13 protein-coding genes are annotated in these 13,983 nt (G+C 44.6%); 7 read left to right on the top strand and 6 right to left on the bottom strand.

What is annotated here, in order from left to right; genetic code table 11:
- Nucleotides 1-192 precede the first annotated feature (192 nt).
- Entirely contained in the window at nucleotides 193-1,263 is a 1,071-nt protein-coding gene (locus ACX0G7_RS20465; RefSeq protein ID WP_458925388.1) for a methyltransferase, read from the top strand.
- A gap of 127 nt (nucleotides 1,264-1,390) precedes the next feature.
- On the opposite strand, the gene ACX0G7_RS20460 is transcribed toward ACX0G7_RS20465, so the two are convergent.
- A complete protein-coding gene (locus ACX0G7_RS20460; RefSeq protein WP_458925387.1) occupies nucleotides 1,391-1,978 on the bottom strand; it encodes a hypothetical protein in 588 nt (195 codons plus the stop codon).
- Between the two features lie 204 nt (nucleotides 1,979-2,182).
- On the opposite strand from ACX0G7_RS20460, the gene ACX0G7_RS20455 reads away from it, so the two are divergent.
- Together ACX0G7_RS20455 and ACX0G7_RS20450 are read left to right on the top strand one after the other, a co-directional pair.
- Complete coding sequence (locus ACX0G7_RS20455; protein ID WP_458925386.1) at nucleotides 2,183-2,701, top strand: hypothetical protein; 519 nt, start codon at nucleotides 2,183-2,185, stop codon at nucleotides 2,699-2,701.
- A 187-nt stretch (nucleotides 2,702-2,888) separates the two neighbouring features.
- The gene (locus ACX0G7_RS20450; protein WP_458925385.1) at nucleotides 2,889-4,298 is read left to right on the top strand and encodes an ATP-binding cassette domain-containing protein; all 1,410 of its coding nucleotides are present in this window, start codon (nucleotides 2,889-2,891) and stop codon (nucleotides 4,296-4,298) included.
- Nucleotides 4,299-4,468: 170 nt separating this feature from the next.
- Here ACX0G7_RS20450 and mnmG read toward each other — a convergent pair whose 3' ends face one another.
- Nucleotides 4,469-6,331, bottom strand: a complete 1,863-nt coding sequence (gene mnmG / locus ACX0G7_RS20445; RefSeq protein ID WP_458925384.1) for a tRNA uridine-5-carboxymethylaminomethyl(34) synthesis enzyme MnmG — start codon at nucleotides 6,329-6,331, stop codon at nucleotides 4,469-4,471.
- Nucleotides 6,332-7,968: 1,637 nt separating this feature from the next.
- Nucleotides 7,969-8,430 (bottom strand): rRNA maturation RNase YbeY, encoded by a 462-nt coding sequence (ybeY, locus tag ACX0G7_RS20440; protein ID WP_458925383.1) that lies wholly within the window; start codon nucleotides 8,428-8,430, stop codon nucleotides 7,969-7,971.
- 54 nt (nucleotides 8,431-8,484) lie between these two features.
- On the opposite strand from ybeY, the gene ACX0G7_RS20435 reads away from it, so the two are divergent.
- The 4 genes from ACX0G7_RS20435 to ACX0G7_RS20420 are packed head-to-tail and all read left to right on the top strand — an operon-like array spanning nucleotide 8,485 to nucleotide 11,612.
- Nucleotides 8,485-8,712 (top strand): FeoA family protein, encoded by a 228-nt coding sequence (locus ACX0G7_RS20435; protein ID WP_458925382.1) that lies wholly within the window; start codon nucleotides 8,485-8,487, stop codon nucleotides 8,710-8,712.
- A gap of 20 nt (nucleotides 8,713-8,732) precedes the next feature.
- The gene (gene nadD, locus ACX0G7_RS20430; protein WP_458925381.1) at nucleotides 8,733-9,305 is read left to right on the top strand and encodes a nicotinate (nicotinamide) nucleotide adenylyltransferase; all 573 of its coding nucleotides are present in this window, start codon (nucleotides 8,733-8,735) and stop codon (nucleotides 9,303-9,305) included.
- A gap of 42 nt (nucleotides 9,306-9,347) precedes the next feature.
- Nucleotides 9,348-10,286: a serine hydrolase gene (locus tag ACX0G7_RS20425; RefSeq protein ID WP_458925380.1), complete on the top strand. Its 939-nt coding sequence runs from the start codon at nucleotides 9,348-9,350 to the stop codon at nucleotides 10,284-10,286.
- Nucleotides 10,287-10,346: 60 nt separating this feature from the next.
- Nucleotides 10,347-11,612 (top strand): chromate transporter, encoded by a 1,266-nt coding sequence (locus tag ACX0G7_RS20420; RefSeq protein ID WP_458925379.1) that lies wholly within the window; start codon nucleotides 10,347-10,349, stop codon nucleotides 11,610-11,612.
- Between the two features lie 52 nt (nucleotides 11,613-11,664).
- On the opposite strand, the gene ACX0G7_RS20415 is transcribed toward ACX0G7_RS20420, so the two are convergent.
- From ACX0G7_RS20415 to ACX0G7_RS20405, 3 genes are all read right to left on the bottom strand, one after another.
- Nucleotides 11,665-11,979, bottom strand: coding sequence for a hypothetical protein (locus tag ACX0G7_RS20415; RefSeq protein ID WP_458925378.1), 315 nt, complete (start codon nucleotides 11,977-11,979; stop codon nucleotides 11,665-11,667).
- A gap of 105 nt (nucleotides 11,980-12,084) precedes the next feature.
- Nucleotides 12,085-12,915 carry a hypothetical protein gene (locus ACX0G7_RS20410; protein ID WP_458925377.1) on the bottom strand — a complete coding sequence of 277 codons (831 nt, stop codon included), beginning with the start codon at nucleotides 12,913-12,915 and terminating at the stop codon, nucleotides 12,085-12,087.
- 393 nt (nucleotides 12,916-13,308) lie between these two features.
- Nucleotides 13,309-13,941: a response regulator gene (locus ACX0G7_RS20405; RefSeq protein ID WP_458925376.1), complete on the bottom strand. Its 633-nt coding sequence runs from the start codon at nucleotides 13,939-13,941 to the stop codon at nucleotides 13,309-13,311.
- Nucleotides 13,942-13,983 lie beyond the last annotated feature (42 nt).

Raw genomic sequence — 13,983 nt, 5'->3', positions numbered from 1 at the left:
AAATATTTCCTAAGTTTATCGAGGACACTCCCAAATACCAGGACCTGGCAAAAATAAGAGACTACCTCGAGCAGTCTGACCTGCCCATAACATTCGACGAGTAAAAATCCCGCTTAATTATTTACCCGGTATGCCCAGGGACTCCGGGACTGAATTTCAACTTCAATTCACCACATCAAATAAAAAGAAAGGATGAATTTGTTTAACAAGGATAAGAAGTCGGCGCTGGAATCTAAGGAAATGGCCCAGTTCATTGCATTTGGCCCTGTAATTTTCCAGGTAGCACGGATAATGCGTGACGCCGGAATCCTGGAGGTAATAGAAAATGCCGGTAAAAAGGGATTGACCCACCAGGAAATTCTCCAGGCTGTTAATCTTCCTGATTATGGACTAAGGGTGTTGCTCGAATCCTCGCTGGGAATTGGGCTGGTTATTATTAATGACGGTCGATATTCGATTACAAAAACCGGGCATTTTACCCTCCATGATCCGTTGACACGCATAAACATGGACTTCATTCATGATGTCAATTACAAGGGTCTTTTTCACCTGGAAGAAAGTATTAAACAAGGTAAACCGGCAGGACTGAAAGAATTAGGCGAATGGAACACTATTTATGAAGGGTTATCTCAACTACCTCCGCATATCCAGAAAAGCTGGTTCGCATTTGACCATTTCTTTTCAGATACGTCCTTTCCACTGGTCTTACCGATGGTGTACGGTCAGAAGATTCATAAACTTATGGATATCGGTGGTAACACGGGTAAATGGGCGATTGCCTCAACGCTCCATGACAAGAATGTACAGATCACCATTGTCGATTTGCCTGGCCAGGTGACCATGGCGAAGTCCCGGATCGCAGAACTCGGCCTTTCGGATCGGGTTTCCTTTTTCCCGGTTAACCTGTTAGATAAGGAACAGCCACTACCCAAGGGACATGACGCTATCTGGATGAGCCAGTTCCTGGATTGTTTTTCGGAAGCAGAGATCACATCTATTGTTGCAAGATGTTATGAGGCGTTGGAACCCGGGGGTACGATGTTTATCCTGGAGGCTTTCTGGGATCGCCAACGTTTTGAAGCGGCGGCGTTTTGTCTTCAGCAAACATCGATTTATTTCACCGCACTTGCCAACGGAAACAGCCAGATGTATGATTCAAGGATCTTCATCGAAGCAGTTAAGGCAGGGGGATTTGAAATTTATGAAGACATCGATGGTATAGGTCTTAGTCATACTCTGTTGAAATGCCGTAAGAAATCTTAAGGAAACATATGGTTCGGCGAGCCTGGAAGGTGTTTGCTTCGTTGACATTAAACCTGGCGATGCTGCATAAAAAAAGCGGACACTTGTGTAAAGTATCCGCTCCTTATCCGACATTAGGTCGGTGATATTATTTTACAATCATCTTGGCGACTGCTCTTCCGGCCATGGCATAAGCTTCCTGTATTCTTTCACCGGTGTCAAAATCGAAACCCCCGAAGATTCTACCCGGCGCCTTCGCAACGGAGATCTTTGCGATCACTTTATTTCTATCGGCAGTTTCCACTATCCATGCTTCACCATCGATGGTGGCATTTTTTCTCATTACACCGATATTGAATCCCGGTTCTGTAAATGTTGTCTTGTAGATCAATGTATATTTTGACTTTGGGGTGATAGTCATCATTGAGGTCTTTTCAAAGAGTTCATTGAACTGGGGTTCAAATCTTTCCTCCCTGTCATCAACCCATCGGGTGGCCCAGGTATCACCGCGGCCGGGTTCTTTTTTATTATACTCTTCTTTCTTTTTGCTGACGTACTCTGCTTCGTCATCAAATTTGCCCACCTTCATCTTGTCGTAGGTAAACTCTGTATTGATGGATTTTTCGTTTTTAACGGCAGAAAGATCTCCTTCAATCAATTTTACTTTCTGCCCAATGGCTGAGGTCATAGCCATTAAACCCAGGGCAAATAATGCCCCGCCTTTCAAAAATTTCATATTGGGAATATTTTACGGTTATTTAATGCGCTAAAGTAATATAATTCGCGACATGCTTTTAGGGCTACCAGGCACATATTCATGTGATTTTTTTTTCGGGTTCGATGAGCATACCTTCGCAGTATGAACTTTCGCATGAAAGTGATTGTTAAGATTTTAGGTGATTGGTTCTATTTTTGATTGTGAACGTTTAAAGAATATAAAATGAAAAGGTTTTTTTTAGCCCTGATTGCAGGTGTGTGTATTTCGAGCGTAGGCGTCGCCCAGGTTAACGGACCAGATTACAAAGCTGGTATAGGGCTTCGTTTTGGAAGCGGTTATTATGATGCCATGTCTGTTTCGTTCAAGATTTTTATTACTGAGCCAGGTGCATTGGAATTCAATTTGGGGGGTCGCCCGTATTCCTATGGCCGCTCAAATGTAAGCCTGTCAGGCAGTTACCAGCACCATTTTCCCATACCTAATGTTGAAGGTTTTAAGTGGTTCATCGGTGGTGGCCTTTCTTTCCTGAACAGTATCGTGGATGATGACCGGAATCCCGGTAATGATGACTACGACGAGGGCTTCGGTATTGCAATCTTCCCGACAGGTGGCGTTGAGTATAAGTTTAAGTTCCCACTCGCCGTCTCTGCCGACTTCAGACCGAATATATACCTGGCAACACCTTACAAGGATGATTTCAATCCTAACTTCGGAATCGCAGCGCGCTATACATTTAAGTAAGCATATTTTTTACATGGTCTTGTTTAGGATATGACAAGACTTTCCAAATATTAAAGCCTCATGCTAACGCTGAGGCTTTTCTTTTAAGGCTGATTGATTACCTTCTGATCTCCGCCCAACATCACCTTATTGGACATCACTATTTTTGTATATTTCGTATCATTTTTACGTGTCTCAAAAAAATTGAATGGTAGAATTACATAAGATAAGTGTCCGGTTAGGCGCCGACATCATCCTCGACGATGTGAGCCTGAAAGTTGAACCGGGCCAGACTTTGGCTGTTACCGGTGCTTCGGGGAGTGGTAAAACCAGTTTGGCTAAAGTTATTACAGGCGATTTGTTTCATAGCGGAACAGTTAGGTTCTGTGGGTTGGGTGATCCTGTGCGGGTGGAATTTATCGCACAGGAACATAATTTTAAAAACCGTTCGAACACCTCCGACTTTTATTATCAACAGCGTTTCAATGCCTCCGAATCTGATCAGTCATTGTATGTGTCGGATCTTTTGAGTGACAATAATAAATGGATCGATGCCCTTCATCTTCGGCCATTGTTGCATCGCCCGATACTTCAGTTATCTAATGGTGAGAATAAAAGATTGCAGCTTGCCCGCAAACTGGAAGCAAAACCGGATTTGCTTATTCTTGATAATCCCTTTTTGGGTTTGGATGTTGAAGGGCGAAACATACTTGAGGATATTTTAGCAAAGCTGAAAGAGCAAGGTGTTCACATAATCCTTATTACAGGTCCTGCTGCTCTCCCATCGTTTATCACCCATGTAGCCTCACTGGAAAAGGGCCAACTGGTTTTTTTTGGTACAAGACATGATTTTCTGCGACACCATGCTTTGCATTATCACGCCCGGAATCTTGTTGATGCGGCGTTACCAGGTCCGTTGGAGAATCACAACAGGGCTGCTTTTAAATATGCTGTAAGAATGATCAATGTTCATATTCAATATGGAGACAAGATCATTCTTGACAAGGTTAGTTGGGAGGTCCGTCGTGGTGAGTGCTGGTCCTTGTCGGGCCCTAACGGCGCGGGTAAGTCGACGTTGCTAAGCCTGATTACCGGAGACAACCCGCAGGCATATGCCAATGAAATTTATTTGTTTGACCGGAGAAGAGGAAGTGGTGAGAGCATCTGGGATATCAAACGCAACATCGGTTATGTGTCTCCGGAACTTCACTTGTTCTTCGATCAGGGCGCTTCTTGTTGGGAGATTATTGCTTCTGGATTTTTTGATACAATTGGATTGTTCCGCGTATTAAACGAAGAACAAAAGCTACTTGTGAAGACGTGGTTGAGTTTTTTAAACCTGGCAGACAGTGAACATAAGGCGTTGCGTTCTATGTCCCGTGGTCAACAGCGGCTTGCACTTCTGGGCCGGGCACTTATCAAAGCACCGCCAATGCTTGTGCTGGATGAGCCTTGCCAGGGACTTGATGAGGATCAGACTTCCACCTTTTTAGCTTTGGTGAATACCATTTGCCTTCGATCAGGTACTACCCTGATCTATGTATCTCATTATGTCCAGGAGCTTCCGTCAGTTGTAACGAAGTATCTGCGGCTTGACGAAGGCCGGGTGCTACTATAATGTGTAATTTGAAAAGCGGTTAGCCATGGTAGTTATATCCCCAGGTCTGGCCTTCACCGCTAACGTCGGCGGCATGATAAATTACCGAGCTGTCTAAATTCTTTTGCGGCATTTCAGTCATTTGTCATTTCACCAAAGGGTCTTTCCGGTTACTTTGGTTGTCGGCCTTCTTATCTTCCCATATATACCATAAGAATTTGTACGTCACTTGGGTTTACACCGCTGATACGGCTAGCCTGGCCGAGTGTGGCAGGTTTTATCTTTTTGAATTTTTGCAGCGCTTCTGTTGACAAGGAAGAAATTCGGTCGTAATTAAAGTTGTCAGGAATGGCTAGCTCTTCCAGCTGTCCCATTTTCTGCACGAGTTCTTTTTCTTTTTCTATGTACACCTCGTATTTAGCCTGGATCTCTGCCTGTTCGATTGTGTCCGATGAAAAACCCGCGAGTTTTTCACCCAATCTTGGTAATCCTTTAATCATTTCATGAAGACCCACGGAAGGTCTGAGTAATACCTGCAGTGCTTTTTGCTTTTGTAAAAGCCCGGCAGTACCCTTACTTTCAAGAAAGACCTTTGATTCTTCGGGTTCAAGCGAAAAGTCCTTTAGTATTTGTCTTATTTTAGCTGTTCCCTCTTTTTTCTCGATCACCTTATTCATTCTTTCCTCTGAGGCAAGTCCGATCCGGTAACTTTTTTCTGTGAGACGGAGATCAGCATTATCCTGGCGGAGCAGTGTTCGGAATTCTGCGCGGGATGTGAACATACGGTACGGCTCCTCTGTGCCCTTGTTTATCAGATCATCTATGAGCACTCCGATATAGGCTTCAGATCTTTTAAGGATAAATGGTTCCAGTTCATGGGTAGCCTGGTGGGCATTTATTCCGGCCATGAGTCCCTGGCAGGCAGCTTCCTCATACCCGGTGGTGCCGTTGATTTGTCCTGCGAAGAACAGATTTTTGATGAGCTTGGTTTCCAGGCTATGGGTCAACTGCGTTGGTGGGAAATAGTCATATTCAATCGCATAGCCAGGCCTGAACATTCTGACCTTCTCAAAACCCGGAACATTACGAAGTGCTTCGTATTGCACTTCTTCGGGGAGTGAAGTAGAAAATCCATTCACATATATTTCTACGGTGTTCCAACCCTCAGGCTCAATGAATAGTTGATGCCGGTCCCTTTCAGCAAAACGGTTGATTTTGTCTTCGATGCTGGGACAATACCTTGGACCGATGCCTTCGATTCTGCCGGTAAACATCGGGCTACGATCGAAGCCTGTTTTAAGCAGGTCGTGGACTTTGCTGTTCGTATAGGTGATCCAGCAGCTTCTTTGAATCGCTGGTTTTTTGGTGTCGAGGTAGGAGAAACCGGTTATTACTTCGTCGCCCGACTGTTCTTCCATCTTAGAATAGTCAAGGCTTCTTCCGTCTATTCTTGGTGGTGTCCCGGTCTTCAAACGGTCAGCTTCAAAACCGAGGCTTACCAGTTGTTCCGTTATACCGGTAGCTGCTTTCTCTGCAACTCTCCCACCGCCAAACTTTTGATCACCGATATGTATCACTCCGTTGAGAAAAGTCCCGCTCGTGATTACTACCGACTTTGATCTCACTTCATGTCCCAGTCCCGTTATGATTCCACAGGCGCGGCCATCCTTTACAATGATAGACTTTGCCATGTCCTGGTAAAAGTCCACATTGGGCGTTTGTTCCAGCATTTCCCGCCATTTTGTGGCGAAGAGCATTCTGTCATTTTGTGATCGCGGACTCCACATGGCAGGACCCTTTGAGCGATTGAGCATGCGGAACTGGATCATACTTTCATCACTCACGATACCTGAATATCCACCGATAGCGTCAATTTCCCGGACAATCTGGCCTTTGGCTATTCCGCCCATGGCAGGGTTGCAGCTCATCTGCGCAATAGTCTGCATGTTCATGGTGACCAATAAAACTTTGGAGCCAAGGTTGGCTGCAGAAGCTGCAGCTTCACAACCGGCATGTCCGGCCCCTACCACAATGACATCATATTCTGGAAACATCCGGCAAAATTACATTTTGATTTGCGAATGAGTTGTAAAAGGTTGTTGTTCCACGTGGAACACTCCGGTTCTGTTCGTGATAATGTTTCACGCGTTACATCAGCCTTTCGCCATGAGATGATTATTAAAAGACAAGTTCTCGCGAGGCACTAATGGGCTTAAAGGCTGTGGGATGGTTCCAGGACTTAGCATTCCTTATCCTCGCTTTTTAGGATTTAAGATATTGATCTGGGGTGCGGGCGCTCCAATGCATTGGAATTTGCTTTATATCTCCGGGGGTGGGAAGGTTAAAAGAAAGCATTACGCTAAACCACAGGCCAATCATACAGTGTAGAGCGGCCTCTCGGGTTTGAGATTTTTTACGGGGGATTCACCCGTTAAATCTATACAAGCGGAAATACAACAACTCAAATCCCAACCCTATATCTCTCATTGCTGCCCCGGGCGAATGAAGTTGTTCCTCAGGTATGGCGACCTTTCATGGTTCGCTGCAGGCTACGCATGGATCGCGCCAATCGCCCAAATCTCCGTTGACATTGGTACTCGATTCGTCGCGAGCGCACGTGATCCTTTCGAGTAATTCTGTCTTTTGATCGATTACGGTGGCCTTCCTGTTATGCTGCAGCGATTCGATTGATAACTTCAGATACTCCCGTGATTAGTGTGTCAACAGTAACAACATGTCGCGTTGCGCTGTTGGCGGAGTTCGGCTATTCGACCTCCGTAATGCCTGAGACAATGGAATGTCTGGCTACCCTGATGCTGAGCTATCTCCATGTGCTTGGGACTTTGAAAAACTTATCGTTCCCAGATAACTGAGTGTCCCTGTTGGGCGGCCCTTGTGTATCGGTGCGATTTCTCCATGGGTTTTGCCGTGCCCTGCAGATTTCTGCGTTACAAGTGTTCTTGCCTCGGATTGGCTTACCTGTAGTGCCGGCGAGTGCTGACTTTGGTTTGAGGGGGGGTTCGAAATCAGAGGAGCGCATATAAGCATCGGTATCGCTCATTTTAACAGGTTACCTGGAGGCCGCATGCTTGATTTTCTGTCCAGGCAAGAGCTTTAAAGGCCCAAAAGAGTCAGTGATTCAAGTGTCCCTCAAGCTTGCGAATCTATTTCTTGTAATCTTACTGACTTCTCCATTCCATCACCAGACCATTTCGTGATGATAAGCGTCTTGCTCCCCCGGTTTTTAGGGAAGATTTGTCGGTTTCCCTCATAGTTGTTGATAAGTTCAACGCGAGAATAATCGGGAGATTGGACGTTTGCTGGTGTGCTAAGCCGATTACCCGATCCCGTTTGAAAGGCGTGTCCGCCTCCGGAGCCATTTAGTGGCAGATTTCTCCCATAAATAGGTAAATCGCTGTCAAAAACTCCCCGGCAAGGACCAGGAATAGTGCAAACCTATTCCTTCCTGGAAGAGCTTCGTTAATGATGTGGCGAATGATCGAAAGGATAATTGTGAGTGGGAAGTTCTGCATCTGTCTCCCGATCTTCCAGGGCGGCTCCTTTCCTGAATTAAATGGTCAATCAGTGGCCGATAGGAGGCTGTGTGAGTATAGAGGTGTCCATTTGATGTTTACCCGCGAAACCGGGACAAGGAAACGAGGTTCCGCAGGTTCCCGGACACAACGAACAACTAGTGTTTCACGTGGAACATTCTTTCAAACAAGGCCAGATACTTGTCTTCTAATAGTCGCATTTGGGCTGATTCCTTCGCGGTTTTGTCCTTATAACCGCATAAATGAAGGGCCCCATGAAAGACTACCCTAAGCAATTCGGTTTGAAAAGTGACGCCATGCACTTTAGCATTTTCACGGACACGGTCAAGGCTGATGTAAATCTCCCCCACTTTAGGAGTGTCCTTACCAGCGCTCAAATCAAAAGTGATGATGTCTGTGTAGAAGTCATGTTTAAGATACTGCCGGTTTATTTCGAGGAGGTATTCATCGCTACAAAAAACATAGGTCAGGGATTCAAATTGTTTTTTTTCAATAACGGCCAATCTGGCTAGTAACTCGCGGATGTTTGATCGTTGAGTCAATCTGTAAGGCTGGTGAAAATGGAACGAGATTTTAAGCCGGCCTATATCTTTGGTCATTTCCAAAATTCGTAAAGTTGTTTGAACAGACAAAGCTACATTTGTCTCTACAGCATGAAAAAAAGACTATCAGACATCAGGTCAGGAAACTCGGCGCGCATAGTATCATTCGAAGACAACGATTTGTTTCTGAAATTGATGGAAATGGGCTGCGTTCCCGGTGAAATTGTGAAGGTCGAACAAGTCGCACCATTGGGAGACCCGATCTCCATTACCGTCGCAGGCTACAACCTGAGCCTTCGCCTTAATGAGGCTGATAATATCTTTGTCGAGATGCTTTGATTATCTAAGGGTTCATTACCATGAAAATAGGGTTATACTTCGGATCCTTCAATCCGATTCATCACGGTCATCTAATCATAGCTACACATGTCGTTCAAAATACTAACCTGGACCAGGTTTGGTTTGTCGTGTCCCCCCAAAATCCGCTCAAGCATTCCGCCGGCCTGTTAAACGAGTACCACCGCTTGCACCTGCTCCGTCTGGCCATTGAGGGCATGGACAACCTGAAAACTTCAGACATCGAATTTCACCTGCCCCGGCCTTCATTCACTATTGATACGCTTACCTACCTCAACGAGAAATATCCCCAGCATCAATTCGCAGTCGTGATGGGAAGCGATAGCTATCAAAACCTGCCCAAATGGAAGAACCATGAACACATTTTGGCAAACTATGAACTGTACGTGTATCTCAGGCCCAACTATGAAATGCCTGCTAAACTGCCGGCCGGAATCCAGGTAGTGAAGGCTCCATTACTTGAAATCTCGGCAACCTATATCAGGAATAACCTGCTACACCGCAAATCAATCCGGTATCTTGTTCCAGATAAGGTTCTTGAGGAGATCGACCGGAATAGCTACTACCAGCAATGAGTATTTTTGCAACTAATTGATAATCAATAGAATACGCGCATCATGACTTTTGCCCTCTTTTCTATATCCACCAGTTCTTTCCGTAGCGCTCTCTTCACACTGCTGATTCTTACGGTTGGACAAACGCCGGGCACGGCACAGGAAAAGGTGGATAAGAAGCTGCAAGCCAGGATCACAAAGCTGGCGGAAGGTTTCGAAGGAGAAGTTGGGATATTTGTAAAGTGCCTGAAAACGGGAAGAACCGCCGCTCTCCATCCTGACACCCTGTTCCCAACCGCGAGCATGATCAAAATCCCAATCCTCGTTGGAATAATGGATAAGATTGACAAAAAAGAATTAGACTATCATCAGCCATTGATCTATCGTGACTCCCTCTTATACGAAGGCGATGACGTGCTTGGTTCAATGAAACAGGATGAGAAGATCGAGCTTGGCCGGGTGATTATGTTGATGCTAACCCTCAGCGATAACACTGCCAGTCTTTGGTTACAATCCCTTGCAGGTACAGGTACAAGAATAAACGAGATGATGGACAACCTGGGCCTGAAATACACCCGCGTAAATTCGAGAACCCCGGGGCGTGAGCAGCATAGAACAAATTATGGCTGGGGCCAGACTACTCCACGCGAGATGGTACACCTGATGGAGAAGATTCACCGTGGAGAGGTCATAAACAAAAATGCTTCCGCCGTCATGCTAAGACTTCTCGGAAGAAATTATTATGATGATCATGCTATCGGGGCTATTCCCGCGGCTATATTTGTTGCGTCTAAAAACGGTGCTGTGGATCGGTCACGAAGCGAAACATTGTTGGTAATGGCACCACATCGTCCCTATATATTTTCTATCATTACAAAAAATCAAAAGGATCAGAGCTGGGATCCATCAAATGCGGGATGGGTGCTGGCTTCAAAGCTTTCATCGTTGTTGTGGAATTATTTCGAACCGAACTCAAATGAATTAACCGGGAAGATTGAGTGATGCAGTCCCGGATTCAAAAACAAAACATTAGTGAAAATTAACCCAACCGCCTAACCTTAAGTGACCCTACTCCGACATATCCCTTTTCTCAAAGCGGTGTTTCTTCACAGCCTCACTGCTTTCGGAGGCCCGCAGGGGCACTTTGGAATGATGATGAAAACCTTTGTGAAACAACGGAGAGACGTAACCGAAGCTGAACTGATGGAATACAATGCATTCTGTCAACTGTTGCCGGGCGCCTCGTCTACACAAGTGCTAACCCTGATCGGCTATAAAAGAGGTGGGATAATTCTTGGCACACTCACATTACTTATCTGGATATTCCCGGCCTGCTTGCTGATGGGTGCGTTTTCATTCCTGCTGGAATATATGAACCAGGAAAATATCAGGGATGGTATATTCAAGTTTATTCAGCCCATGGCAGTCGGCTTCCTCGCTTATGCGGCTTCGATCTCTCTTAAGCTCGCGATACATAATACCATCACCAGGGTCATTCTTTTCGTAAGCATTATAACAACATTCCTGCTTTTCAAAACTCCCTGGATATTTCCCGGTCTTATCGTACTCGGAGGTTTTGTAACCAATCTCAGCGATAAAAGAATTCCGCAAGCCCCTGGCACTCCGAAAAAAATTAAATGGGGAAATATCTGGATGTTTGGTATCGTGTTCCTGCTGGCGGGAATTTTCTCTGAAGTCGCCAGGAAAAATGACTGGCAGTCGAGAAATCAATTCAACCTGTTTGAGAACACTTATCGGTTCGGTAGCCTCGTATTTGGCGGGGGGCAAGTGTTGATACCTATGATGTACGAGCAGTATGTAGCAAGACCGCAATCAAAAAGAGTACAGGAGAAAAACGAAGGAAATGCTCAAAAACCAATCAGTATACCAAGGGAAGAATTCTACACCGGGGCAGGCGTGGTGCGGGCGATCCCGGGCCCCGTATTTTCAATAGCTTCTTTTACAGGGGGGATGGCATTGAGGGATCAGGGGAAAGGCTGGCAAATTGCAGGATGCATCATAGCCTCTGTTGCCATTTTTATGCCCAGTGCATTACTGGTAATATTTTTCTTTCCGATATGGAACAACCTGAAAAAATACGCGGTGGTATTCCGGGCACTGGAAGGAATTAATGCTGTAGTTGTGGGAATTATGATTGCTTCAACACTCTATATGATGAAAGACATTTCGCTAACAGAGTTTAAGACAGTGAGCATCCTGAACATAGGAGTGATACTTGGCACCTGGATCTTATTGAGTATAAAGAAAATTCCGTCACCGTTCATTGTACTCCTTTGCCTTTTCCTCGGTTGGCTATTTCGGAACTGATCTATGCTGATATCAATTACCAGATTGGTCAGACTCACTGCCCGATCCCTGGTCAAAGGGCGAATAAAAAATTCGGAAAAATAAGATCGAAATCAGATAAACGTTGTCCAACTGAATTGCCAGGATTGAACCCATTATTATTTTCATTATCTCCGGATACTTTGTCTTCGGAAACTATCACATCATCCGGACGACGATCAGGACTGTTTGCGTGATCTGCGGCGGAATCTTTCAAGGATGTAGAACTACTACCAAATTCCCACTCGGACCTGCAACCATCGGAGACCTTACCGGAATAACTCAGGCCAACTATTGTCATGAATGTAAAGCAGGCCAGCATAATTCCCATTCTGATCTTGTTGTACATAAAGTTTTTTTTTAAACGTTAGGAACTTGTCTGAGGTTCGGAAAAAAAGGACACCTTACGGGGTGTCCATTGTCGGTGTTGATAAGGGTTCGGCTACTTTATGAACTATTTATAGGTAAACGTAAGCGTCTTTGTTACGGGAGCACTTCCGGCTTCGGTTGTCTTTTCAACACAGGTTAACGGATAACCATGTTCATCATAAGTAAAGGTTCTTTCCACTGTTTCCTCAACAGCTCCATTTTCATCATACGCAACTTCTTTAAGAATGTTTGAAGGATTTAACTCCTGGAAAAAACCATAAGCAAAATCACCGAGATTCCTGAGCGGATTAATTTTTGAATCATACTTTTCATAAACACGGCGCCCTGCAAATTCCATTCTATTTGTCAACGGGTTCCTGATATTCGTAATTATCGTGCGGATGCTCTTATCGCTGTTATAACTATATTTGGATTCCTGAACACGTTTAAAGGAAATGCCAACCTGCCCGTCGTCGAGCGGGAAGGGACCGAATAATCCGTAATCAGTCAGATTGCCGGCTTCGTAGAAGTAACTTCCCATGGTAAGAATGTTGCCCAGCATATCCTTGGTCTCAGTGCGCTCAAGTTTGTCGTTTTCGTACATGTAATTTATGCGCAGACCGTCACCGGTATTTATGTTTGAGATTCTTTTGTTGGCACCATAAAATACATCTAAGGTCTCTATGTCACTACCGAGATCTTCTTCAGCAACTTTGATTTTACTGAGTTTTCCCTCAGCGTTATATGTAAACTCAATAAAATTTTGCGGATCCTGGTACAGCTTCGCGATTTTCTTTTCAGGAACCGGACCTTTACCAGGAACATCATCATCCCTGTCTTTGTCGCATGATGAAAACAATAGGGTTCCGGCAACAAGTGTAAGTAATAAATTTTTTGACATGAGCCTGAGTGGCATAATAAAAGATTTAGGAGTTGTTTAATGATTAATAGTACACAACAAAAGTATGTTGGTTATGTGCAGGCTGCAATCGCATAAAGATGTGAAACAAAGGATGATGAACAACTTCAACATCACATAAATCATTTATTGTGTTTGATTTAACCAGGAGTAGCTAAATAGAAAAAACCGGGAGACCCGGTTTATTAATTAAGTTCAACAATACAAAGCGATAGTCCGTCAGTAATGATGTGTCAATGGAGCATTGATCAACAGCAGCATTTATCAAAGCGAGGACGATCAACGCGAGCATTTACTAAAGGGACGATTGATCAACGCGAGTATTTACTAAAACGACGATTGATCAACGCGGGCATCAATCAACAGCAGCATTGATCAACCCGTGGATCGTCAGACCAGCTTATCCTTAAATGCTTTTGCTACTGCTTCACTTTTCGAATTGACATGAAGCTTTTCGTAAATCTTTTTTATGTGTGATCTGACAGTATCAATTGATATGTACATTTCTGAAGCGATCATCTTATAGCTATAGCCGTTTACAAGCAACTGCAGCACTTCTTTCTCGCGCTCTGACAAATGATAATCATCTCCTGATGGAGTGTTGGCTTCAGAAAACATTTTCAACACCTGTGTTGCGATTGATGAGGTCATCGGTGCCCCGCCGGAATGAGCCTCCTGTATGTATTCCAACAACTTTGCCGGAGGCGTTTTTTTTAGGAGATAACCATTTGCGCCATTCCGGATCGCATCAAAAACATTTTTATTGTCGTCAAAAACAGTCAGCATCAAAACCTTCACCTCCGCATTTACCTGCCTGATCAGTTTCAACCCGTCAATCCCATTTGTTCCCGGCATATCGATATCCATCAGCACGACGTCAGGTTTCAAAGCCTCCACCTCGGCAGTCACGTTATTGCAGTTTTTAAAACTTGCGACCACTTCAAATCCATCAGAGCCGTTCAATAACATTGACAGGCCTTCACGTAATTGCGGGTTATCTTCATACAAAACAATCTTTATCATACAGCGGGTTTAATTATTATTAGATATCTGTTGAGCGATCCT

It is taken from the genome of Flavitalea antarctica (assembly GCF_054461535.1).
The sequence above is the reverse complement of the archived record's forward strand: the minus strand, read 5'-3'. Positions and strand labels throughout refer to the sequence as shown.